This is a genomic window from Cedecea sp. Ae19-4 (genome assembly GCF_059801165.1).
In genome coordinates, this window is the sequence record NZ_JBCHWG010000001.1 from 1,735,531 (window position 1) to 1,759,328 (window position 23,798).

General features: G+C 53.6%; 14 protein-coding genes and 3 pseudogenes. 7 read left to right on the forward strand and 10 right to left on the reverse strand.

The features are described 5' to 3' along the window. Positions 1-2: 2 nt before the first annotated feature. Positions 3-659: an SDR family oxidoreductase gene (locus AAIE02_RS08235; RefSeq protein ID WP_498532344.1), complete on the forward strand. Its 657-nt coding sequence runs from the start codon at positions 3-5 to the stop codon at positions 657-659. A gap of 773 nt (positions 660-1,432) precedes the next feature. On the opposite strand, the gene AAIE02_RS08240 is transcribed toward AAIE02_RS08235, so the two are convergent. Together AAIE02_RS08240 and AAIE02_RS08245 are read right to left on the reverse strand one after the other, a co-directional pair. Continuing rightward, the gene (locus AAIE02_RS08240) at positions 1,433-1,675 is read right to left on the reverse strand and encodes a hypothetical protein (RefSeq protein WP_336982321.1); all 243 of its coding nucleotides are present in this window, start codon (positions 1,673-1,675) and stop codon (positions 1,433-1,435) included. After that, a pseudogene (locus AAIE02_RS08245) lies at positions 1,662-3,203 on the reverse strand (VENN motif pre-toxin domain-containing protein); the annotation flags it as partial. The pseudogene AAIE02_RS08245 and the gene AAIE02_RS08240, both read right to left, overlap by 14 nt. Positions 3,204-3,252: 49 nt before the next feature. Between AAIE02_RS08245 and AAIE02_RS08250 the strand changes: the two are divergent. Further along, positions 3,253-3,369: pseudogene (locus tag AAIE02_RS08250) on the forward strand (acyl-CoA thioester hydrolase YciA); the annotation flags it as partial. A 147-nt stretch (positions 3,370-3,516) separates the two neighbouring features. Continuing rightward, positions 3,517-4,068, forward strand: coding sequence for an RNA 2'-phosphotransferase (locus tag AAIE02_RS08255; protein ID WP_498532679.1), 552 nt, complete (start codon positions 3,517-3,519; stop codon positions 4,066-4,068). Here the strand turns inward: AAIE02_RS08255 and AAIE02_RS08260 are convergent. Then, positions 4,065-4,457: an SMI1/KNR4 family protein gene (locus tag AAIE02_RS08260; RefSeq protein ID WP_498532345.1), complete on the reverse strand. Its 393-nt coding sequence runs from the start codon at positions 4,455-4,457 to the stop codon at positions 4,065-4,067. The two genes, AAIE02_RS08255 and AAIE02_RS08260, sit on opposite strands and share 4 nt — an antisense overlap. Continuing rightward, positions 4,454-5,242, reverse strand: a complete 789-nt coding sequence (locus AAIE02_RS08265) for a hypothetical protein (RefSeq protein WP_498532346.1) — start codon at positions 5,240-5,242, stop codon at positions 4,454-4,456. The genes AAIE02_RS08260 and AAIE02_RS08265 overlap by 4 nt, the downstream gene beginning before the upstream one ends. Positions 5,243-5,251: 9 nt before the next feature. On the opposite strand from AAIE02_RS08265, the gene AAIE02_RS08270 reads away from it, so the two are divergent. After that, a complete protein-coding gene (locus tag AAIE02_RS08270; RefSeq protein ID WP_498532347.1) occupies positions 5,252-5,443 on the forward strand; it encodes a SymE family type I addiction module toxin in 192 nt (63 codons plus the stop codon). A gap of 57 nt (positions 5,444-5,500) precedes the next feature. Here the strand turns inward: AAIE02_RS08270 and AAIE02_RS08275 are convergent, their stop codons facing one another. Together AAIE02_RS08275 and AAIE02_RS08280 are read right to left on the reverse strand one after the other, a co-directional pair. Beyond that, on the reverse strand, positions 5,501-5,827 hold the full coding sequence (locus AAIE02_RS08275) for a hypothetical protein (RefSeq protein WP_498532348.1): 327 nt from the start codon (positions 5,825-5,827) through the stop codon (positions 5,501-5,503). Then, entirely contained in the window at positions 5,827-7,179 is a 1,353-nt protein-coding gene (locus AAIE02_RS08280) for a VENN motif pre-toxin domain-containing protein (RefSeq protein WP_498532349.1), read from the reverse strand. Before AAIE02_RS08280 ends, AAIE02_RS08275 begins: the two co-directional genes overlap by 1 nt. Before the next feature lie 46 nt (positions 7,180-7,225). On the opposite strand from AAIE02_RS08280, the pseudogene AAIE02_RS08285 reads away from it, so the two are divergent. Both AAIE02_RS08285 and AAIE02_RS08290 read left to right on the forward strand, forming a co-directional pair. Next, positions 7,226-7,342 (forward strand): annotated as a pseudogene (locus tag AAIE02_RS08285) (acyl-CoA thioester hydrolase YciA); the annotation flags it as partial. Between the two features lie 147 nt (positions 7,343-7,489). After that, on the forward strand, positions 7,490-8,041 hold the full coding sequence (locus AAIE02_RS08290) for an RNA 2'-phosphotransferase (protein ID WP_498532679.1): 552 nt from the start codon (positions 7,490-7,492) through the stop codon (positions 8,039-8,041). Here AAIE02_RS08290 and AAIE02_RS08295 read toward each other — a convergent pair. Both AAIE02_RS08295 and AAIE02_RS08300 read right to left on the reverse strand, forming a co-directional pair. Next, a complete protein-coding gene (locus AAIE02_RS08295; protein ID WP_498532345.1) occupies positions 8,038-8,430 on the reverse strand; it encodes an SMI1/KNR4 family protein in 393 nt (130 codons plus the stop codon). The two genes, AAIE02_RS08290 and AAIE02_RS08295, sit on opposite strands and share 4 nt — an antisense overlap. Beyond that, positions 8,427-9,215: a hypothetical protein gene (locus AAIE02_RS08300; protein WP_498532346.1), complete on the reverse strand. Its 789-nt coding sequence runs from the start codon at positions 9,213-9,215 to the stop codon at positions 8,427-8,429. Before AAIE02_RS08300 ends, AAIE02_RS08295 begins: the two co-directional genes overlap by 4 nt. A 9-nt stretch (positions 9,216-9,224) precedes the next feature. On the opposite strand from AAIE02_RS08300, the gene AAIE02_RS08305 reads away from it, so the two are divergent. Then, positions 9,225-9,416, forward strand: a complete 192-nt coding sequence (locus AAIE02_RS08305; RefSeq protein WP_498532347.1) for a SymE family type I addiction module toxin — start codon at positions 9,225-9,227, stop codon at positions 9,414-9,416. A 57-nt stretch (positions 9,417-9,473) separates the two neighbouring features. On the opposite strand, the gene AAIE02_RS08310 is transcribed toward AAIE02_RS08305, so the two are convergent. Both AAIE02_RS08310 and AAIE02_RS08315 read right to left on the reverse strand, forming a co-directional pair. Further along, complete coding sequence (locus tag AAIE02_RS08310) at positions 9,474-9,800, reverse strand: hypothetical protein (protein ID WP_498532348.1); 327 nt, start codon at positions 9,798-9,800, stop codon at positions 9,474-9,476. Then, on the reverse strand, positions 9,800-23,797 hold the full coding sequence (locus AAIE02_RS08315; protein WP_498532350.1) for a hemagglutinin repeat-containing protein: 13,998 nt from the start codon (positions 23,795-23,797) through the stop codon (positions 9,800-9,802). Before AAIE02_RS08315 ends, AAIE02_RS08310 begins: the two co-directional genes overlap by 1 nt. Between the last annotated feature and the right edge of the window lies 1 nt (position 23,798).

The following is a 23,798-nucleotide window of genomic DNA, read 5'->3' on the forward strand; positions in this document are numbered from 1 at the left end:
AAATGATGAAGACTTTTCTTAGCATTGGGGCCGGGCCGGGGATCGGCTATACCACGGCGGAACGCTTCGCCCGTGAAGGTTTTGTGGTGATTTTAGCCGCAAGGAATGCATCGAAACTTGGCGAACTTGCGGCGCGCCTCGCCAGCAAAGGCTTCCAGGCGCACGCTAAGGTTGTCGATGCCGCCGATGCCAATGCCGTTGCAGCTTTAATACAGGAGACTGAGACCGAATTCGGCACCCTCGACGTGGTGCACTACAACGCGGCGCATCTGCACCCGGGGTCAGTGCTCGACCAGCAGATCGCCACCTTTAACACCGACCTAGCGGTCAATATCGGCGGAGCGCTGGCCGCCTCCCAGGCCGCATTGAAAACCATGTTTGCCCGCGGACGCGGCGCCCTGTTGTTCACTGGCGGCGGCTGGGGAGTGCACCCCAACCCGGAATACATCTCGATCAGCATTGGCAAAGCAGGCGTTCGCGCCCTGACGCTGGGGCTTTTCCCGTATGCCAGAGCGCATGGCGTGCACGTGGGGTCCGTCACGGTAGCGGCGCTGATTGAGCCGGACTCCGCCGAGGCCACCGGCGTGGCCGATACGTTCTGGGCGCTGTACCAGCAGCCCGAAGCCGAATGGGTGGCAGAGATGACGTTTAGCGGATGAAGTTTTAGCCGGGTTTCACATCCACGAAGCGATTTTTATCTGCGTGGATGTGAATAGCTTCGCCCGTTATCTTAAAGGGATTAATGCCAGAGAAGCCCCCGGCTAGCGGGTTTTCTCTGTCGGCCTGAGCGTATGTTACCCATTCAACTCTCACAGCCACAGCTTGCCCGTATGGCCTGTTGTTTCAGCGTATTAATTCAACTTTCCATATCATCATTGCTGATGGGCTCGCCTTCATCAACATCATAACGATTGAACGCCTGGACTATTTTTGAGTGTTAAATTTATCTATCAAATTGAAAACTATTGTAGCCGATGTAATCGCTATCCCTGCGATGAATCCAAAAACAATAGCTCTCTTTATCTGTCCATCAGGAATCAGAAAGTATCCATTCTTAATGTATATAAGGAACGATGTTCCAGCCCCTAAAAGAAAGCAAAAAAGTATACAAAAAATGCAAGAATAAATTAACAATTTGATATACGGAATCATTTTTCACGCTCTTTTTCTTTTTCAGGTTTTTTGCACTGCCGGTTTGTAAGCATCCCGGCAAAACGGACCATTCATATTTAGAGATCTTCCGGCATACTGATTATGTCCCCGGCTGACGTTCACGCTTGCCGACACGTTGCTCCCGCGCCGCTAGAGCTATAATCTATACCAACCGCCCACGCTACCGCAGTGGCTGCTGTTGTTGCCACTGATCGTTTCGGTGTTCGACGCCGAAAACAGCAGAATAAGGAACAATGAGTTCTGGTTTACTCAATTAAATCTATTTATCTTTTCGTTCTTGTAAATAAGACCTAATCCAAAGCCCAACACCCAAAATAAGACCACCAATATATCCAGATTCAAAAAATGATGAAAAAACACCTCTCCAGTTGAATAAAAAATAATCTTTTTTGGCATAAACAATTAATGATGCAAGCAGTACTGACACAGCATCAGCAACTAAGAATAAAACTAAGCAACCCAATATCAATTTAAATAATCTGATAAAGCTATTTTTTAGCATTGGCATCATCCTTTTTATCAAGAGTGTCTTTTACAGCACTTCCTGCTTTCTCACTGATGTATCCCCCGATAACTGTACCTGTTAAATCAGATACGCTATCTTTTCCAAGTTTTGAAGCGACACCTTTGATTATTTCACCTCCAACTCCACCTACAATATTACCCACCCCAGCACCAATCGAAGAGTTAGTCGGATTTTCACCCTTAATACTACTCCCAATAGCAGCACCGCCCATATTAATAGGTGTCGAGACTACAATACCTTTCCCTGTAGTCACGGCAGCAGTTATACCCGCAATAATTGCATCCACATAACTGAAAGGATCTTTCCCACTAAGCTGAACACCAGTATTAACCGCTGTACCTATTTCCACATTAGCCGCCATACCTTTCACCGTAATACCCAGTACGCTACTTCCAAACATCAGCGGTGCATCGCCAATACTGGCATTCGATTTATGGTAACCCCAGGTATTCATTATTTTTTGAGCACTGGCCATTGCCTCGGAATCAGGGCTACGCTTCATATAATTCTGACCGGACAATAGGCCTGTAACCAGTTGCTGTGCAATTGCTGACCCGTACGCCTTCTCCATTTCACTGGCATAGACGCGCAGGTAGCCCGCCAGTTCCGCCCGCTCGTTACTGTCCATTTGCGAAGGATCTTTGGTGAATTTGGATACAAGCGCATCACTGCGGCTATTCGCATTTTCCAGCATAATCAGTTCATTCGCGGTAGCTAATGTTTTATCACCGTTCTTAATTCTCTCAACTGCCTTGTCTAGTTTGTCGGATGAGGTAGCACCCAGGAGATTATTCTCAACCGCATTCTTCCCGGCCTGCGCGCCCGTGGTCGCCGCTGCGGTGCTGTTCCCCACCACGCCGCCGGCGATCCCTGCCGCCATGGTGCCCAGCAGGCTAACGAGCTGTTTCTGGTCCTGATTCAAATCTCCAGGTTTTGTATTCGGGAACATCTCTGCGGCAATATGCCTTGCCGCCAGTTCGCCGCTGAATGCACCCGCCGCGCCTGCCGCCGCATTGCCGCCTGAGAGCTGCGCCGCCAGAGCGCCCCAGACCGCATGCGCCATCAGGTTAGCAGGTTCATTAACTTCGTCACCCCTGGTAGTTGCCCCTTTAATCACCTGCGCCATCACAGGGTTCAGACCACCCGCCAGAGCTTTATTGAAATCGCCCCCGGCGGCGCCCGCCAGAATGCCGCTTACCGACTGCGCCACCATCTGGTATTTACCGCCGATGCCGTAGTCGCCAAAGGCTTTTTGGTAGTCCTCCGTATTACGCAGTTCTGCAGCGCTCATGCTGGCGTATTTGCTATCTTTGGCACGCACGGCATCCAGCGCCTGCAGATCGCCATAGGTGGCCACCACGCCGGTCATCTGGCCGCCGATTTCACCCACCAGCTGCGCCGTCTGCAGGCGTTTTTGCTCTTCCTCTTTGTTAAAGATCTGCCCGATACTGCCGTTGGCATGGTCGGTGTCGCGGCTCAGCGTGGCAACGTCCTGCTGCTGATTCACGTGCTACGTTATGCTTAATAACGTCTACTTTCATCAATATGGACGTTTAAAAAAGGTTTCTTCCCGGCCTAACGGCCAGCGCTATAAAGCCACCGAGGCAATATTTATCTATGTCGCCGTGGATAAAGAAGGCAAGCCTCGCGCGATACCTCAGACAGATTAATGCTTAAGAGAAACCCGGTAATGCCGGGTTTTTTATTCCCTATTATTCATCAGTCAGGTACCATCACTCGATGTTGAAATTATGAACGACTCTTACTCTGGAGAACTGCATGCAGTTCTCCGGGAAAAGATACTGAAGAGAAAAATAATGAGCGCTAAAAGCACAGATATCAGTAAATTTTTAAGTTATATATTACGTCATGAACCCGAGTCAGTTGGCTTAACTCTGAATGCTGAAGGTTGGGCAGCTATAGACGATATTATTTCTTGTTCAGCTAAAGAAGGTTTATTTCTGGATCGTGAAATTATTAAAAATATCGTTAATACAAGTGACAAAAAGCGTTTTACAATTTCAAATAATGGATTGTGCATTCGGGCCTCCCAGGGACATTCGACCCCGCAGGTAAACATCAATTATAAAGAAAAAATACCGCCATCCCTTTTATACCATGGAACGGCAACACACTTTGTGCCTGAAATAAGAGAACATGGATTAGTTCCCATGTCACGCCAGTATGTACATCTTTCTCTTGATGAGGAAACTGCGATTCAGGTTGGACAACGCCATGGGAAGCATGTGGTTCTTCAAGTAAAATCTATCAACATGCATGCACTAGGCTATAGATTTTTCCAGGCTGACAATGGCGTCTGGCTTACTGAGTCAGTTCCATACCAATTTATTCGGGAGTATTACTCTTAGTCTTCTGCCCGCTCAGATTTATAGCGGGCGGATTCAAAACGAGCCACTTTCAACCATTCCTCAAAGTTATTTTCATATCCTCTGTCCTCCCAGCCAACTGAGGCAAATGCATGAACATAATAAACTTTTGGTTCTCCAGATGTATCCGCACCATCAAAGCAAACGATATCATCTGAGTATCGCCAATTAGCAAAAGGTATTAACTTTCTTTCAGGATAAAGCTCTCTTACTTTTTTACACCAAAATTCAACATAATTTGCAGAACTGCAAAAGAACCACCATGGAGCAAGATCCTCTAACTCTATTTTGGAGACACTAGAGATAAAGCTATCAGGGAAGCAAAAGCCTGAATATAAAAAATCCTGGTATGCTATTGTTCTATCAATCATTTATCTTTTCCTGTTATTCTTGGTGCATCAGATGAGCCATAGGGATTGTTTTTACTAAAGCCACCACTCTGGTTATTAATCCTCCCAGTAATAGCCTCTCCCCAAGTTGTAGCAGAACCGAAACGTCCAGAATCAATCATATCTTTTGGCAATGGATCATTATAGCTTCTAACATTAGCTTCAACTTTAATACCAGCATCTCTAGACGCACTTATCCTAGTATTATCTATACTTGTCATTTTTCCATCAGGCATTTTAACAACATCAACAGATTCACCTTTCCAACCATTTTTTTTCATACTAGAAACAAGGTCATCGTAAGTATATTTCATTCCTGCCTTTCGCTCGTCATTCGCAGTGCCTTGTTCGGTTTTATTGTACGATACAGTATTTTGAGAGAAACGAATTTCGTTAGCATCAAATGAAGATGGGCCTGATACAGGTTTAACCTGTTCCTGTTCCCTTATACCTTTTTTCCACACTCCAGGAGCCATACCCGCTGTACTGACACTGACTACCTGAGCCAATGAGTTAACAGCAAGTTTTTTGGCTTCCGCTGAATCACCAGACATCAATGCATTGTGAATAGCAGCAGTTCTGTCTGCTTCAAGTTGAATACTCGTTATTTGAAGAATAGACAACTCATCCTGTTCGGCGGGTGTCAGGCTACCATTAACGCGTGCTTTTTCCAGTAATTCATTAACTTTATTTGCATAATCAGACTGCAGTTTGCCAACTTCATTGGCCTTATCAACGCAGTTCTGAGCTCCCTTACACTCAAGCACACTCTTGCGTTGTTCCGCATTGATTTTCTTGTACTTATCAAGATGCCCGGTTGCCTGGTGCTCACCGCTCAGGAGCCGCCCCCGGCACCGCCGCCCGAGCCGGAGATTATGCAGACCCTGAAGAAGGTCTGTAAGTTCTCCGCCCGCAGGCAAAAACAGGTCACGGAGCTTATCGAGGTGATCGGCAAGCCTCAGCGGTAAGTCGATAACTCACTGGCATATAAAGTAAAATCCCAACCGCAAGGGTTGGGATTTATATCAGTGAGCGAACTCTTCTTGGATAAACGGCTCAGGCCAAGTACTTTCAAACGCTACAGCCTCTATTTCCAGTGTTGAACCTTCAGTCTGAGTTATCATAAAGCAACCACCGTAAGGCATTTTTTTATGCTCAAAACTACGTTCCCAGTATTGTTCGATAGAACTACCAGCAGAAAATGGCTTGCTCAATACCACAGTTGTAAAAAAACCAACACCCGTGTAATTTCTTTCTGATACAAAAGCATCGTCAAGCAGAGGTTTGAGAGACTCAGCCTGTACATCTAAAGTAAAGAGTAACGCAAAGCGCTCTTCATCTGACAATTTCATTAAAATGGTCTCATAGTTGCTGTAGATATCCGGAATTCTCCATTAATAACTATGCCCTTAACACTCACATTACTATTCCCTACTCTTACTGTTACCCAGCTACCAGTTTGATATGAGCCAGGATTTTTCGCGAGAGGTTGTGCCGCATTATGCATTTCTTTTAGTGCTGCTTCTTGTGAACCAAATTCTTTTATAAGGCTACTCATCTGATGTTTATCAGCAAAGATGTGTGACACTTTATTAGTATCGTAACCTAACCTTTCAACTTCTTTTTTTGCCACATCTGCGGACTCATGAGCCCGCCCTTTTTCCTCATCCTGAGGCCCCCAGCCACCCGGTGTTCCTGAGCCAGTCCCGCCAAGTTCAGCTTTTTCTTTATCCGTCGCCTTTGCAATGTCTTTACCGATATTAGGCTGGCTGTTCTCTTCCGAATCATCGCCACTATTCATCATCGCACTGATGGCTAACAGCGCCGTCGCCACTACTCCCGGACAGGCTCCCCCTGACAGACACTGCTTCACCTGCTGCTCACCAAACTCTTTCACCGCAGCATCCAGTTTCCGGGCGATGACTGCGTTTGCTTCGCTCTGTGGCGTTGTCTGCCCTGCCACTGGCGGAGGCGGTGTCATCAGAGCGAGTAAAGTATTATTCTCAACCGCATTCTTCCCGGCCTGCGCGCCCGTGGTCGCCGCTGCGGTGCTTTTCCCCACCACGCCGCCGGCGATCCCTGCCGCCATGGTGCCCAGCAGGCTAACGAGCTGTTTCTGGTCCTGATTCAAATCTCCAGGTTTTGTATTCGGGAACATCTCTGCGGCAATATGCCTTGCCGCCAGTTCGCCGCTGAATGCACCCGCCGCGCCTGCCGCCGCATTGCCGCCTGAGAGCTGCGCCGCCAGAGCGCCCCAGACCGCATGCGCCATCAGATTGGCAGGTTCATTGCCTTCAGTGGTGCCCTTAATAGCCTGCGCCATCACCGGATTCAGGCCACCCGCCAGGGCTTTATTGAAATCGCCCCCGGCGGCGCCCGCCAGAATGCCGCTCACCGACTGCGCCACCATCTGGTATTTACCGCCGATGCCGTAGTCGCCAAAGGCTTTCTGGTAGTCCTCCGTATTACGCAGTTCTGCAGCGCTCATGCTGGCGTATTTGCTATCTTTGGCACGCACGGCATCCAGCGCCTGCAGATCGCCATAGGTGGCCACCACGCCGGTCATCTGGCCGCCGATCTCACCCACCAGCTGCGCCGTCTGCAGGCGTTTTTGCTCTTCCTCTTTGTTAAAGATCTGCCCGATACTGCCGTTGGCATGGTCGGTGTCGCGGCTCAGCGTGGCAACGTCCTGCTGCTGATTCACGTGCTACGTTATGCTTAATAACGTCTACTTTCATCAATATGGACGTTTAAAAAAGGTTTCTTCCCGGCCTAACGGCCAGCGCTATAAAGCCACCGAGGCAATATTTATCTATGTCGCCGTGGATAAAGAAGGCAAGCCTCGCGCGATACCTCAGACAGATTAATGCTTAAGAGAAACCCGGTAATGCCGGGTTTTTTATTCCCTATTATTCATCAGTCAGGTACCATCACTCGATGTTGAAATTATGAACGACTCTTACTCTGGAGAACTGCATGCAGTTCTCCGGGAAAAGATACTGAAGAGAAAAATAATGAGCGCTAAAAGCACAGATATCAGTAAATTTTTAAGTTATATATTACGTCATGAACCCGAGTCAGTTGGCTTAACTCTGAATGCTGAAGGTTGGGCAGCTATAGACGATATTATTTCTTGTTCAGCTAAAGAAGGTTTATTTCTGGATCGTGAAATTATTAAAAATATCGTTAATACAAGTGACAAAAAGCGTTTTACAATTTCAAATAATGGATTGTGCATTCGGGCCTCCCAGGGACATTCGACCCCGCAGGTAAACATCAATTATAAAGAAAAAATACCGCCATCCCTTTTATACCATGGAACGGCAACACACTTTGTGCCTGAAATAAGAGAACATGGATTAGTTCCCATGTCACGCCAGTATGTACATCTTTCTCTTGATGAGGAAACTGCGATTCAGGTTGGACAACGCCATGGGAAGCATGTGGTTCTTCAAGTAAAATCTATCAACATGCATGCACTAGGCTATAGATTTTTCCAGGCTGACAATGGCGTCTGGCTTACTGAGTCAGTTCCATACCAATTTATTCGGGAGTATTACTCTTAGTCTTCTGCCCGCTCAGATTTATAGCGGGCGGATTCAAAACGAGCCACTTTCAACCATTCCTCAAAGTTATTTTCATATCCTCTGTCCTCCCAGCCAACTGAGGCAAATGCATGAACATAATAAACTTTTGGTTCTCCAGATGTATCCGCACCATCAAAGCAAACGATATCATCTGAGTATCGCCAATTAGCAAAAGGTATTAACTTTCTTTCAGGATAAAGCTCTCTTACTTTTTTACACCAAAATTCAACATAATTTGCAGAACTGCAAAAGAACCACCATGGAGCAAGATCCTCTAACTCTATTTTGGAGACACTAGAGATAAAGCTATCAGGGAAGCAAAAGCCTGAATATAAAAAATCCTGGTATGCTATTGTTCTATCAATCATTTATCTTTTCCTGTTATTCTTGGTGCATCAGATGAGCCATAGGGATTGTTTTTACTAAAGCCACCACTCTGGTTATTAATCCTCCCAGTAATAGCCTCTCCCCAAGTTGTAGCAGAACCGAAACGTCCAGAATCAATCATATCTTTTGGCAATGGATCATTATAGCTTCTAACATTAGCTTCAACTTTAATACCAGCATCTCTAGACGCACTTATCCTAGTATTATCTATACTTGTCATTTTTCCATCAGGCATTTTAACAACATCAACAGATTCACCTTTCCAACCATTTTTTTTCATACTAGAAACAAGGTCATCGTAAGTATATTTCATTCCTGCCTTTCGCTCGTCATTCGCAGTGCCTTGTTCGGTTTTATTGTACGATACAGTATTTTGAGAGAAACGAATTTCGTTAGCATCAAATGAAGATGGGCCTGATACAGGTTTAACCTGTTCCTGTTCCCTTATACCTTTTTTCCACACTCCAGGAGCCATACCCGCTGTACTGACACTGACTACCTGAGCCAATGAGTTAACAGCAAGTTTTTTGGCTTCCGCTGAATCACCAGACATCAATGCATTGTGAATAGCAGCAGTTCTGTCTGCTTCAAGTTGAATACTCGTTATTTGAAGAATAGACAACTCATCCTGTTCGGCGGGTGTCAGGCTACCATTAACGCGTGCTTTTTCCAGTAATTCATTAACTTTATTTGCATAATCAGACTGCAGTTTGCCAACTTCATTGGCCTTATCAACGCAGTTCTGAGCTCCCTTACACTCAAGCACACTCTTGCGTTGTTCCGCATTGATTTTCTTGTACTTATCAAGATGCCCGGTTGCCTGGTGCTCACCGCTCAGGAGCCGCCCCCGGCACCGCCGCCCGAGCCGGAGATTATGCAGACCCTGAAGAAGGTCTGTAAGTTCTCCGCCCGCAGGCAAAAACAGGTCACGGAGCTTATCGAGGTGATCGGCAAGCCTCAGCGGTAAGTCGATAACTCACTGGCATATAAAGTAAAATCCCAACCGCAAGGGTTGGGATTTATATCAGTGAGCGAACTCTTCTTGGATAAACGGCTCAGGCCAAGTACTTTCAAACGCTACAGCCTCTATTTCCAGTGTTGAACCTTCAGTCTGAGTTATCATAAAGCAACCACCGTAAGGCATTTTTTTATGCTCAAAACTACGTTCCCAGTATTGTTCGATAGAACTACCAGCAGAAAATGGCTTGCTCAATACCACAGTTGTAAAAAAACCAACACCCGTGTAATTTCTTTCTGATACAAAAGCATCGTCAAGCAGAGGTTTGAGAGACTCAGCCTGTACATCTAAAGTAAAGAGTAACGCAAAGCGCTCTTCATCTGACAATTTCATTAAAATGGTCTCATAGTTGCTGTAGATATCCGGAATTCTCCATTAATAACTATGCCCTTAACACTCACATTACTATTCCCTACTCTTACTGTTACCCAGCTACCAGTTTGATATGAGCCAGGATTTTTCGCGAGAGGTTGTGCCGCATTATGCATTTCTTTTAGTGCTGCTTCTTGTGAACCAAATTCTTTTATAAGGCTACTCATCTGATGTTTATCAGCAAAGATGTGTGACACTTTATTAGTATCGTAACCTAACCTTTCAACTTCTTTTTTTGCCACATCTGCGGACTCATGAGCCCGCCCTTTTTCCTCATCCTGAGGCCCCCAGCCACCCGGTGTTCCTGAGCCAGTCCCGCCAAGTTCAGCTTTTTCTTTATCCGTCGCCTTTGCAATGTCTTTACCGATATTAGGCTGGCTGTTCTCTTCCGAATCATCGCCACTATTCATCATCGCACTGATGGCTAACAGCGCCGTCGCCACTACTCCCGGACAGGCTCCCCCTGACAGACACTGCTTCACCTGCTGCTCACCAAACTCTTTCACCGCAGCATCCAGTTTCCGGGCGATGACTGCGTTTGCTTCGCTCTGTGGCGTTGTCTGCCCTGCCACTGGCGGAGGCGGTGTCATCAGAGCGAGTAAAGTATTATTCTCAACCGCATTCTTCCCGGCCTGCGCGCCCGTGGTCGCCGCTGCGGTGCTTTTCCCCACCACGCCGCCGGCGATCCCTGCCGCCATGGTGCCCAGCAGGCTAACGAGCTGTTTCTGGTCCTGATTCAAATCTCCAGGTTTTGTATTCGGGAACATCTCTGCGGCAATATGCCTTGCCGCCAGTTCGCCGCTGAATGCACCCGCCGCGCCTGCCGCCGCATTGCCGCCTGAGAGCTGCGCCGCCAGAGCGCCCCAGACCGCATGCGCCATCAGATTGGCAGGTTCATTGCCTTCAGTGGTGCCCTTAATAGCCTGCGCCATCACCGGATTCAGGCCACCCGCCAGGGCTTTATTGAAATCGCCCCCGGCGGCGCCCGCCAGAATGCCGCTCACCGACTGCGCCACCATCTGGTATTTACCGCCGATGCCGTAGTCGCCAAAGGCTTTCTGGTAGTCCTCCGTATTACGCAGTTCTGCAGCGCTCATGCTGGCGTATTTGCTATCTTTGGCACGCACGGCATCCAGCGCCTGCAGATCGCCATAGGTGGCCACCACGCCGGTCATCTGGCCGCCGATCTCACCCACCAGCTGCGCCGTCTGCAGGCGTTTTTGCTCTTCCTCTTTGTTAAAGATCTGCCCGATACTGCCGTTGGCATGGTCGGTGTCGCGGCTCAGCGTGGCAACGTCCTGCTGCTGATTCGCCTTGTCACGCACGGTGATACTACCATCTGCCACGGCGGATTGCGTGGTGCCTTCGGCGTGGCCTTTCCCGTTCATCCCGGCCAGCAGCGTACCAACGTTCGCGAGGCCGTTAGCGGCCAGCATTGATCCGGCAGATATATTAGTCCCGCCGGACAGGCTCACTCCGCTATGGCTGACGCTGTAGTCGGCTTTATTGCTGATATCAGTGAAGCCCAGCGTCCCGGTATCGAGGCTGTTTTTATCCGCCCCGGCCCGGCTGGCTATCACCGCCCCGTTAAGCTGGGTATGGTTGCCCACGGTAATGTCAAAGCCGCCGTTTCCGGCAAAAATACCGCTTTGCTCCAGCACCGAGTCATAGGTGCTCTTCATCTTGTCCTGGCTGAGACTGACAGAACCGGATGCGCCCGGGTTGGTGCCCCAGGTGTAGCTGCCCCCTGCGGCCATGCTGGTTTGCTTGCTGTCGTAGTTGTTCGAGTCCTGCTGGCTGCCGATCAGCAGGTCCCGGCCAATGTCGGCGACAACTTTATCGCCGTTGACCTGGGCCCCGTTCAGAATGGCGTCCCGGCCGCTGGTGAGCGACACCGCGCCGCCGCTGTCGAGCGTGGTTTCCGTCCAGCTGGTGCCGTTCCCTTTGTCCTTACCGTTGGCGGCGTTGACGTTGGCAAAGACGCTGAGCCCCGCCGAACCGCTGTTCACGCCGAAACCAACGCCAATCCCGCCGCCGCTGCTGCTGTTTTTGCCGGTCGTCAGCTGCGTATTGGCCGCCCCGCCCAGGACAATATCCTGGCTCGCAGAAAGCGATGTATCGCCGCCCGCTTTAAGCTGGCTGCCGCCAATCAGGATATTGCCGCTGTCCGCACTGTTTCCTTTTCCGGTGGCGGTGATGCTCAGATCATTCCCGGCCGTCAGGGTCGAGCCTTTCACTACGTCCGACTCGGCGTGCTGCTCAGATTTCGATTTTTGCGTGGTCAGGGAGACGCTTACCCGAATGCCGTTGTCAGGATCTTTGTCTGCCCCCGCTTTCTGGTCGTTCAGATATGCCTGGCCCCCGGCCAGCGCCGTTTTCGTGGCCTGCAGGGTAGCCAGTCTGCCGTCACTTTCATTTTTGGTTGTTTGCGCGGTCTCTACCGCGCTGTTGACCGCGTCTCCCACCGCCCCGGACAGCGCCACGGTCAGCCCGGTGCTCTTCTGCTCAAATTTCTCATCGCGGGTACGTTTGTCGTGCCCCGGCTCAATGAGCACGCTATCGCCAGCGACTGACAGATCCTTACTTGCGACCAGGTCGGCGCCGCCAATATGCGCCGTTCCACCTGCATTGACGCTGACGTTGCCGCCGGTAGATCCTACTGTGCTGACGCTTTGGCTTTGCGTGGTCCCCTGCTCGCGCAGGTCGTGGGTGCTTTTACTGCTGCCGATGGTAAAACCAATCCCGCCGGTGCCCATCAGGCCGCTCTTTTTGGTCTCCTTGTAGTGCCAGGCCGTGTCAGTTTCCGTCGCGGCCACGATATCGACGTTATTGCCCGCGTTCAGCGCCACATTGCCGTCGCCCACCACGGAGGAGCCTTTCACCAGTAGATCGTTGCCGGCTTTAAGCGTCACGTTGTCGCCGCTCAGCAGCGTTCCGGCCTCGTGGGTCGAGCTGGTTTCATTGATGGTGTGCGTGGTTTTGCTGCTGAGGAAACCTTTTTTGGTTTTGGTTTCTTCGTCGTAGTGGTAGTCGCTCTCGGTGGCCGTGGCCAGGTTGATATCCCTCCCTGCGCCCACGCCGATATCCCCGTGGGCCGTCACCTGCGCGGCCTCGGTGTTAACATCGCGCCCGGCAATAATTGTGGTGTTCCCGCCGCTGGCGATCTCCGTGCCCTGCTGGCGCACGGACTCGTTGATATCCACCTTTTTCTTCGCGGTGTATTGGTCGCGGTGGGTAGATTCCGCCGCCTCTAAGTTAACGTCCCGCCCGGCCTGTAAGCCGACGTTGTTTTCGGCAGCCAGCGCCGCACCAATGCTGTTCAGATCGCGCCCGGCAGCCAGGGTGAGATCTTTCCCGGCGCTAACGGCAGTCCGGGTATTACTGGTATCGAGGGTGTCCATGTTGCTGGTCTGGCTATGGCGGCTGTTCTTCGCCACGTCCAGCGTCAGATCGTTCCCCGCCCACAGCGCGGCGCTGCCCCCTGCATTGAGGTTGCTGCCGGTAACGGACAGATCGCGCCCGGCCTGCAGGCTCAGATTCCCCCCGCTGTTGACGCTGCTGCCCTGGCTGGTGATGGATTCATTGATGTTGCGGCCACGCTGGTCTCGCTCCACAAGCTGGTTGCCGGTGAGAGAAATGTTATCCAGCGCCTTGAGCAGCATATCGCCGCCGGCGCTGAGGTTAGCCCCGGTATTGAGGATGTCTTTGCCGGCGCTGAGGCTCAGGCCATCGGCGGCGGTAATGGAAGCGAGTGGGCCCAGGTCAGTTTGAGTGAAGGCCACATCCATCCCATTCCAGCCGCCGGTTTTGCCGGAGGCATTCCATTGGCTGGTCAGCGTCTGGTTAATGATGCTGCCGCCCACGCTCTCAAGGCTGACTTTCTGGCCGGCGATGGTGGAGCCAATGTTGTTGATATCCCCCAGGGCGCTGAGCTGCAGGCTGCCGCCCGAGTTAATGGCCCCGCCGTTAATATTGCTGATGGCGTTCTGGCTGCTGGCGCTCAGCAGCGCTTTGCCCTGCAGCGTGCTTCCATCGTTGGTGATATTACCTGCGTTGAGGATCACCTGATTCCCGGCGATGACGCTGCCGTTATTCACCGCAACGTCCTTCGGCGAGATATACAGTTTAGGCACGAGGACATTTTGCCCGTCGATCACCGTGTTCTCCCACCACAGGATGCTGGAGTCCAGGGCCGCGACCTGATCGGCAGACAGGCTGACGCCCAGTTTAAGACCCAGTTTGTCACGAGCCTGAGCGGCATGGTCAATCAGGTACTGCATCTGCTCCAGATCGGAGCCGACGCCGTTCACGTAGCGACTGCCGGTCTGATTCAGGATCTGATTACTGACATAGCGGGTATCAAAGGCCGCATCTCCGAGGAAGCGGTAGTCATAGTCCGGGCGCAGGTTCAGTCGAGCCAGGAAATAATCCGAGCCGAGGAATTTATTGGTATCGGTATAAGTGGCGCGCGTTTCCTGCGGTGCGGTTGGTCCGGCCATCCCGGCAAGCTTATAGATATCGTTAAACAGGCTGTTGTCCAGCTGTCCAAGACTATCCAGCTTGGGATTGGTGACGATCAGATACGGGCTTTTCGGATCTTTATTCGCGACAAAATAGCCGTTATCGCTGGCAGGCAGCGGATAATCGCTGAGCTTAACTGGCGACCCGCTGGCCGTCAGCTTCGAGGTAATATCCGAGATGTTCGTCAGTTCAATGGGGCGATAATCATACCCTGGCGGCGGCGGTGTTTTCCCCCCGCTGGATTGCGCTATCACCTGAGCGGCAGCGGCGGCAATATCATCATTTTTATGACGAGAGGGCTCGCCCGATTGCTGTTTGGTCAGCTCAACGGTCTCACCGTTTACAGGCGTTAGATTGCCACCATTCGCCTTCGAATCCGCCAGTCCCGTCGCGTTGCCCGCTAAATCAATATCAGGCCCGCCCTGCTGGCCTAGGTTGACATCGGCGATCTTACCGCCGGCCTGACTATAGTCCGCGCCATTCTGCGGCCGACTATTCACGGCGGCTAATCCGCCGCTTCCGATTGGGTTTTCGATGTTACCAATCCCGGTTCCAGACAAATTGATCGTTGCCTGCGGTGCGGTCACAGTATTATTGGTGCCCGTCTTTAGATCGGTGGCCTGCGCGCCGCCAGTTACACCAGGACCACCGGCTAAATTAAGCCCCGGAGCACTTCGTCTTGGGGTATAGCCAGGGGTATTGGCTGAGACAGAGGTATTGCTGATATTGTTGCTAAAGTTGGCGACGACTGCGCCTCCGGCCTGAATGACCGAACGATAAATTTCACCCGGCTCATACTGAGTATCATGCCCAGTGAGGTTAAATTGCGCACCATTACCCTTTATTTCGGCGCCAAGCGGAGCCTCTTTAATATTCGCAAATCGAGGCTTACGCGTACCAGGATCGGCGTATTGGTAAACTAAAAAGTCGTAGTTTGTGCCTGCCTGCCAGCTTTGGTTATTTAACTGTGTTCCGGTGAATATAATATTGCTACCCGCAAGAATATTACTCGCCTGGTTTTCGAGATTATCAACACTACCGTTAATGCTACCCGCAGCAGCAATCCTGCCGCTTCCACCATTTGTAGCAACAGTTATATTTGTTTGTGAAACTGCGAATTTTTGCGTAGCAAAATCTTTGAAGGGGGCATAATGGTAATATGTGTGGTGCACGTAATTACACGCCCCGTGGCCATTACATGAACCAACTTGAACAACCTCATCAGTAGTAAAATACCCCATTGCGCCGCCAGGTAATTGCTCTGGTTTAACAAAAATGGAAGCACTCCCAATACCCGCCACAGTCGAATTATTTGTTGTAGTTTGCTGAATACTAAGGCCATCGCGGGTATTCAATAAATGCAAGGTACGAATAGAAATATCACCATTCTGCGTTTCAATACTTCCGGAGGTGTTCACCACTTCGGCGTTGGCATTGCCCGCCGCATCACGCTGCATCCACAGGCTGTTGCCCGCCAGAATATCGCCGCGATAGTTGCGAATGCTGTTGGCAAACAGACTCATGTTATTGCCCGCATACAGCAGGGCGCTGTTGAGCAGCGTCCCGCCCGCGCTGGCAATTAAATCACCGGCGGTGCCGACGAAGCCCGCGTTGTTGATGCCGTTCTGGCTGGTCAGGCGCAGCGTCCCACCCGCCTGCACGCTACCTGCGCCGTTCAGATTCAGCTGCCCGGCATTGAGGTGGCTTTCGCCGTAGCCCGCCCGGACCTGCCCGTTATTATTCAACGTGCCTGCGGCAGAGAGCTGCACGCCCTGGCCCTGTAGCAGGCCATTGACGTTAATATCGCCCTGACTGCTGACCGCCAGCGTATTGCCGGCCGCCAGCGTGGTCAGCTGGTTGTAGCTGCCCTGGCTGTTGAGCGACAGGTTGCCCAGCGCCGCGACCTGCCCCTGCAGGCTGGTATTCCCGACGTTGATCCCCATATTGCCCTGGCTAAGCAGCCGCGCCCCGGCAGCGCTGTTAACCTGGCTGGCCGTGATGCCCAGGTTCTGTGTGGCATACACGGTGCCGTTGTTGTCCAGTTGTCCTGGATTAACGGTTAAACTGCCCCCCTGTAACATGCCGTTATTCAGGATATAGCTGCCGCCGATCGTCCCCTGCTGCTGTGCCAGCACCGTCCCGCTGTTGCTGAGCGAGCCCGCATTCAGCGTAAGTGCGAAGCCCTGCACCCAGCCGCCGTTGGTAAACCCAGGCGCGTTGAGCGTAAGCAGACCGCCGCTCAGGAGCTGGCCCTGGTTGCTGCCGCGCTCACGCAGGTCGAGCCGGGTATTGCCGTTTCCCTGAACGGTGCCGGTGTTGGTTAGCTGCTCCGCCCCAAGATCCAGGCTGCCCTGGCTGAGCAAGACCGCATTCTGTCCGTTATCCAGGCTGCCGCTCAGCGTGCCGGTGAGGGCAGAATTCGCTTCTATACGTCCCTGATTGTTCAGTGCGGCCGCGTTGAGCGTCACCGCGTTGCCCTGAACGTGGCCGAGATTGGTGATGATATTGGCCCCAACGGTCAGCAAGCCATTGGTCAGCAGTTTCGCGCCGCTTTGCACATCCAGGTTACCGCCCAGCGAGATCCCCAGGCCTTCAACGCCGCTGATATTGCCGCTGTTATTGAGCGAGCTGCCGCTGAGAGCAAGATTTTTAGCCTGTATTTGCCCCTGGTTTGTTATTCCCGGAGCCGTAACGGTGGCCGCGTTATTGGCCGTTATGGCACCGGTATTCGTCAGGCCGGATGCCAGCGCCAGATCGAGGTTGCCGGTGCTTTGCAGCGTGCCGTTATTTTGCAGTTGCAGAGCGTTCAGCTTCAGGTACTGCGCCTGCCACAGGCCGCCGTTGGTGACGTTCTGCCCGGACACCAGCATGGCGCCCTGGGTTTGCATGGCGCCGCCCAGCCGGTTGTTGATGTCCTGCTGAGGCTGCAGGGTCAGCGATTTCAGGCCAATTACCGAACCCGCGTTGTCTATCGCCCCGTTGTTGGCCGTGAGATTGCTGCCCTGAATATTGCCGCGGTTCAGCAGCGCGCCGCCGCTGAGGGTTAAGTCCCCCTCGCTCAACACTGCGCCGGTGTTGGTTAACGTTCCGGCGGTTATCTGGCTCACGCCCTGGCTGAGCAAACGCCCACCGTTGATGAGTTCGTTATCAACCTGAGCCGTCAGCCCGTTGAGGCCGAGCGCGCTGCCGCTATTGTCCCAGTTAGTCGCTTTCACGCCCAGGGTCTGGCCCTGCATAATGCCGGCATTGGCGATCTGTTGGCCATTAAGCGCCAGCTGCCCCCCCGTGAGCATTCTGCCGCCGGATAAGTTATTCACCGTGGAAGCGTTAACCGTCAGATCTTGCCCCTGCATCGTGCCCTGGTTGTCCACGGTATCGGCATGGACGGTCATTCCCTGCTGAGCCAGCAGGGTTCCCTGATTGGCGAGCGTCGACAGGTTAAGCGCCAGCGTCCCGCCGGTCAGTATTCTCCCGTTATTCTGGTTCGTGACTGTCAGCGTGGATGGCGTATCCGAGGCCAGCGTCAGCGCCGTATTGCCCTGCAGCAAGCCTGCGTTGTTCAGGGTATTGGTCGTTATCTCTGCGGTGTCACCTGCCAGCGTGCCCTGATTGTTAAGATTGGCCGTTTGCAGAGACAGACCTTTCTCTGCCAGCAGTTTGGCCGCGTTGCGGTTGAGGATGTTGTCGGTAAAGTTCAGCGCCAGGCTGCCGCCCTGCAGCATGCCCTGGTTATCCAGGCTCGCGCCTGACAGCGTAAGCGCCTCCTTCACGGAGATCAGGGCCAGGTTGACCATCTGCGGAATGGTCAGGTTCAGCGAGCTGCCGCTCACGATCTGCCCGTCGGCCAGATTGTTGAGCTGCGGAGTATTCAGCGCCAGCGCAGTGTCGCCCTGGAGCACGCCCTGGTTATCGATGCGGTTGCTGCCGAGTTCGAGCTTGCCTGCGGCAATCACGCCGCCGTTAGCCAGGGTTTCGCTCAGGCCTTGCAGCGCATCTGCCGCCAGTAATTTGCCGCCGCTTTGGTTATTCAACTGTCCGGTGATATCCAGCGCTAAACTGCCCGCCGAAAGTGTACCCTGATTATTCAGGCTTCCTGCGGTGAAGGTCAGATTGTCGCGGGCCTGAACGGTGCCAGCGTTGCTCACATCATTAGCGGCAATGTCGAGCTGGCCGCCGCTCAGCAGCTTCCCGCCCCTCAGGTTATTCAGGACACGAACGGCCGGAGGTGGCGCTGCGGCAAAACTTCTCAGCAGCATGGTCTGAGGGTGGTTTGCCCCTGCACCGGACAGCGACAGGCCATTATTGCCCTGCACCAGCCCACCATTATTGAAAATGTTTACCGCCAGGCGCGCGTTATCCGCTGCCACCGCACCGCTATTGCTCAGCGACTCTCCACTGAAATCAAGCGTGCCGGTTGCCAGCAGTTTCCCTGTCGCCTGGTTGCTTAGCCCGTTTTGCAAGGCAAGAGTGAGCGTGTCCCCCTGAACGATACCGCCGTTGTCGAGGCTGGTTCCGGTGATATTCAGCCCCTGCTTAGCCAGCAGCGTGCCGCTGTTTGTCACAACGGCACTGTGGAGATCCAACCCGCTGTTGCTCTGCAACGTTCCCCGGTTATTAAGCGTGTCGGCCCGAACACCGACCTTTGTCGCGGCCAGCACGCCATTATTATCCAGCTGGCCGGTGGAAAGCTGCAGCTCTCCCTGACTCAGCATCTGCCCGTCGTTAGTGACCGATTTATCGGTGTTAATCGACAGCCTGTCTTTGCCGGACAGCGACCCGATGTTACTCAGATCGCCGCCTTGTAGCGTCAGGGTTTGCCCCTGAAGCAGCCCGTTGTTGTTCCACTGGCCGCCGCGAAGATCAAGCCAGCCTCCGGTCAGCACTTTGCCTGCCGCGCCGTTGCCAAACTGAGTGGCGTTGAGCTTCAAACTGCTGTCGCCCTGCAGCAGGCCATCGTTTTGCCCCTGCAGAACAGAGAACGTGACGTTGTCACCGATAACTTGCCCGGCGTTAGTCCAGCCGTGAGCGGTCATTGCCAGCCGGTTGTCCGCCACTAGTGAGGCTCCAGCCAGGTTGTTTAACTGCCCGCTCAGACTCAGATCCACGCTTTGTGCGTCGAGGGTACCGAGGTTATTTAAACTTTCCCCGTCGATCTGAAGATGTTTGCCGGCAGAAAGACTGCCCGCGTTGTTGAGTTCGGGCAGCGTCAGGGTGACGTCATCCCCGCCAGCCACCGTGGCCCCTTTCTCATTTCGCAGGGCGGCAGCGGTAAGCTGCAGTTTGCCGTCGGCCTGAATCAAGCCACTATTGTTTGCCTGGGCTGACCCGGCATCAATGTCCAAAGTAGAGGCTGCAATAATGCCGGCATTGCTGAGTGGCCCGGTCGTCAGGCCGAGAGTGTTCTGGCTAATCAGCCGGCCGCCGTTGTTGAACGCCCCGCCGAATAAAATATTCAGCGCGTCGCGGCCAAGAATCTGCCCTGTATTTTCACCGCCGTTTTGCCCGCCGGTGAGCGTAATATTTCTCCCCTGCAGTCGGCCGGCGTTATCCAGACGCGCAGCATTCACGGCAATGTTTCCGTCACTTAATAGCTGGCCTGGACCACCGTTAGTCAGCGTCTTGCCCCGGGAGCTAATGGCCTGGTTACCCTGGAGCAATCCGTTATTGGTCAGGTCATCAACCGTCAGGGTTGTATTGTTGGCAATCAGTTTCCCGGCGTTACTGCCTTTGGCCGTTGTCACCGAGAGCGTGTTGTCGGCGAGAAGCACGCCGCTGGCCTGGTTATCCAGCCCTTGCGTCAGCCCCAGGTTCAGATCGCTGGCTTCAATGTTCCCGCTGTTGCTGAGATTGACCCCGTCAATCGTCAGCCCTTGCGCTACCGAAATCAGCCCGGCGTTGTTCAGCTCAGGAATAGACAACGACAACCCGCTGCCGCTGATAATTTTCCCCTGCGCGAGGTTGTTCAGCACCGTGGCACCCAGACGCAGCGATTTTTCGCCCTGCAACAGGCCGCCGTTGACGTTACGCTGGCTGTCGGCGCTGAGATCAGACGCCGCCAGCGTGCCCTGGTTTTCGAGGCTGCCGCTGGTCAGTAGGAGTTTGTCTTTGCCGAGAATTTTACCGGTATTGGCCAGGTTATCAGTCGCGGTCAGGTTGAGGATGGACAAGCCAAGCAGCTTGCCGCTGTTGGTCATCTGGCCGGCATTGAGCGTCGCGCTGTCGGCCTGAATCTCTCCCGCATTGGTCATCTGGCGAGCGGCAAGCGTCAGCTCCCTTTCAGCCAGCACGGTGCCCCCCGTGGCATTGTTGAAGGTGTCGCCCGTGGCTTTGAGCGCGGAATCCCCTTGCAGCAAGCCCGTGTTAGCGACGTTTTGCACATCCAGAACGGTACTGTCGGCAATTAACTGGCCGGCGTTATCTAACTCAGGAGCAGAAAGCTGCAGGTTGCGTTTTGCCACCAGCACGGCGCCAGCAAAGTTATTCACTTTGTCACGCAGTTTTAGCTGAAGATCCTGCGCTTCAATGCGGCCCCGGTTATCGAGCGTCAGCCCTTCGAGGGTTGCGCCCTGGTTAGCGGAAATCACCCCCGCGTTCACCAGGGCCTGAACGGTCACGTTCGCCCCGCCGCCGCTTTGCAGCCAGCCTTCGTTGGTCACGCTCCCGGCGTTGAGATTAAACTGACCGCCGGCGATGACGCCCAGAGCATCCGGCTGGCCGACGATGATTTTCCCTTGTGGGCCGTTATTCAGCTCCCCGCTAACGCTGGCCGTTAAGCTCTCGCTTCCGCGGGTCAGTCCGCTGTTATTCCATTGCCCCGCGCCGATGGCGAGATTTTTTCCCTGCAGACTCCCGGCGTTATTGAAGCTGCCAGCCGAGAGCGAGAGCGCATCTTTCGCCAGCAGTGCGCCACTGACCTGGTTGTCTACCTGCTGGCCCGCTTTCAGCGTCATCGCCTGAGATTCAATATTACCGCTGTTAACCAGCATCTGGCTATCAATGGCCAGTCCCTGCTGAACGGAAATCAGGCCTGCATTGGTGAGCTGCGGGATGCTGAGCGCCAGGCCGCTGCCGCTGATGATTTTGCCGCCGCTTCGGTTAGCCAGGTCCGCGGCCGTTAACGTGAGATGCTGACCGCCCTGAATCAGGCCGCCGTTGTCTAGCGTGGTGCCATGCAGCGCGAGAGAGGCCGCCTCAAGCTGGCCGGTGTTTTTTAGCTGCGCCGCCGTTGCATTCAGGTTTTTCTCAGCCAGCAGGCTGCCGGTGTTGGTCAGGGCGGTCTGCGCAGTGACGTCAAGCGCGGAGGCCGCTACCTGCCCAGCGTTGTTAAAGCTATCGGAGGTACTGTTCAGGCCATTGCGTGCGGTGATTTTGCCGCTTGTCTGGTTGTCGATATTCCCGACGATGGCCAGCGTCAGCGCATCGCTGTCCAGAGAACCCCGGTTGGTAAAGTTCAGGGCATTAAGCTGTATGTTTTTCTGCGCCAGCAGGGCGCCACCGGCCTGTTGCACAATATTGTCGGCAGTGAGCAACATTGCGCCATCGGCCTGAATATTTCCGCTAGTATCGAGCTGGCTGGCTCCAAGCGTAACAGTATTGCCTTTTGTACTTCCGCTGTGCGTCAGTGTGCCGGTGTTAATCACGAGCGCACCTTTTGCGGCCTGCGTGCCGCTCAGCGTGACGCTATTATTGGCCTGCAGCAGCATGTTGCCTTCAGATTGCAATTGCCCGCCGGCCAGGGTTTCAAATCGCTCACCCTTGAACGTCAGATCTTTTTGCGAGGTGATTTGCCCGGCGCTTTGTAGCTGCTGAGCAAGCAGCTCAAGGTTGCCCCCGCTTGCCAGCGAGCTTCCCTGTTGGCCGTAAAACTGCTGGCTGCTTAACGTCACCTCCTGCTTGCCGTTAACCGTCCCCGCATTACTGAACGTTCCGGACTGAAGCGCAAGATTGCTGCTGCCCAGAAGTTGACCATTTCGGCCAATGTTGAAGGTGTTGCGACTGGTCCACGCCTGGTCGGTTCCGCTGCTCAACATGCCGTCTATCCAGGCATCCCCGGTCGTGGCCGTGAGTCCTGCCCCGGCCAGCATCTGGCCGCTGTGCGTGAACGAACCGAGGTCGAGCTGGATATTGCGCTGTGCCTGTACGTTCCCGCTGTTGTTGAGGCTGCCGGCTCTGGCGTTCAGGTCCCCGTTGGCCGTAATCTGGCCGCTGTTGCTTACCTGGTCAGCGGATAAAGCAATGTCTCGCCCCGCCGTTAGCTTCCCGGCATTGCCCATGCCTGCCGCCGCGCTGGCCCGAATCGCGCCGCCCGCGTTGGCCTCGCTGGCCGCGTCCATACTTACCCCCCCGGCATTGAGAGCAATGTCATTGCCTGCGGTGAGCTGGCTGTTGTTCAGGGCCAGTTTTCCGCTGCCGTTCAGCGTGATGTCCCTATCGCTGGCTAACTTACCGTTGGCGACGGTGATGTCAGAGCGGCTATTAACCTGCGTTGCGCCCCCACTTTTATGCTCGCCGCTCAGCACGACGCTATCCGCCTGAGCCGAGAGACTCCCGCTTGCAAGGCTGTTATTCACCACCAGCTTGCCGCTGGTATCCAGGGTGATGTCGCCCTGACGCGCGTTCAGGTTCCCGAGGTTGACGCCCACGCCTTTGTCATTGGAAACAAGGTGAATACGGTTGGCATACATGCCGCCCAGCGCGCCGGTATCCACGGCAACCACGGGCGCGGCACCTTCTCCGGCTATCGGCGTGACTGCGCCCGTGGATGAAACGCGGTTGGCGCCCACTGTCACCTTAAGATCTTTGGCGTGAATACCGGCGTTGACTTCCGTTGCCCGGGCAATGATCGACAGCGCGTCGGTTTTGCTGGCATCGAGGCCCTGGCCTTCAACCGTGATGGTGCCTTTGCTGACATCCAGCGCCAGCAGGTTACCTGCCGCATCAAACTGAGGTTTGCCCGTGGTCAACGTGGCATTGGGGGTATTGATAAATCCACAGCCGTTACAGGTAATGCCGTAGGGGTTCGCGACCATTACGTTGGCCGCCTTGCCCGCCACTTCGGTATACCCCTGCAGCTGTGAGCGATTGCCGCCGATGACTTCATTGATGATGCCGGTCGCTTCCTGCCCGGCCCGAAGGTTAGGGTTGTTCTGAATAAGCCCCCCGAGCTGAGTTTGCGTCAGCTGCCCGGTGGCATTGTTAAGGATCAGCCCCTCTTTTCCGACGTTATAGTCCTGGAACTGGTTATGGGAGATCCCCGCCTGGTTTGGCGTGGCGATGTTAACGACCGGGACACCGTTTCCGGCCTGATCCATCTGCGTACCCGGCGTGACCGGGTTGATGGTCGCCGCCACCGCCGGAAAGACCGGCTGCCCGGCAATCAGGCAGATGATGAGGTAACTTAACAGGCGCTGCGCTAATCCAACCGGGTGCTTATCCATA

Coding starts and splice junctions, on each gene's coding strand:
- AAIE02_RS08255 (WP_498532679.1), top strand. CDS start 3,517: ATGAGCGCTAAAAGCACAGATATCAGTAAATTTTTAAGTTATATATTA.
- AAIE02_RS08290 (WP_498532679.1), top strand. CDS start 7,490: ATGAGCGCTAAAAGCACAGATATCAGTAAATTTTTAAGTTATATATTA.
- AAIE02_RS08275 (WP_498532348.1), bottom strand. CDS start 5,827: ATGAAATTGTCAGATGAAGAGCGCTTTGCGTTACTCTTTACTTTAGAT.
- AAIE02_RS08235 (WP_498532344.1), top strand. CDS start 3: ATGATGAAGACTTTTCTTAGCATTGGGGCCGGGCCGGGGATCGGCTAT.
- AAIE02_RS08260 (WP_498532345.1), bottom strand. CDS start 4,457: ATGATTGATAGAACAATAGCATACCAGGATTTTTTATATTCAGGCTTT.
- AAIE02_RS08315 (WP_498532350.1), bottom strand. CDS start 23,797: ATGGATAAGCACCCGGTTGGATTAGCGCAGCGCCTGTTAAGTTACCTC.
- AAIE02_RS08295 (WP_498532345.1), bottom strand. CDS start 8,430: ATGATTGATAGAACAATAGCATACCAGGATTTTTTATATTCAGGCTTT.
- AAIE02_RS08310 (WP_498532348.1), bottom strand. CDS start 9,800: ATGAAATTGTCAGATGAAGAGCGCTTTGCGTTACTCTTTACTTTAGAT.
- AAIE02_RS08240 (WP_336982321.1), bottom strand. CDS start 1,675: ATGCTAAAAAATAGCTTTATCAGATTATTTAAATTGATATTGGGTTGC.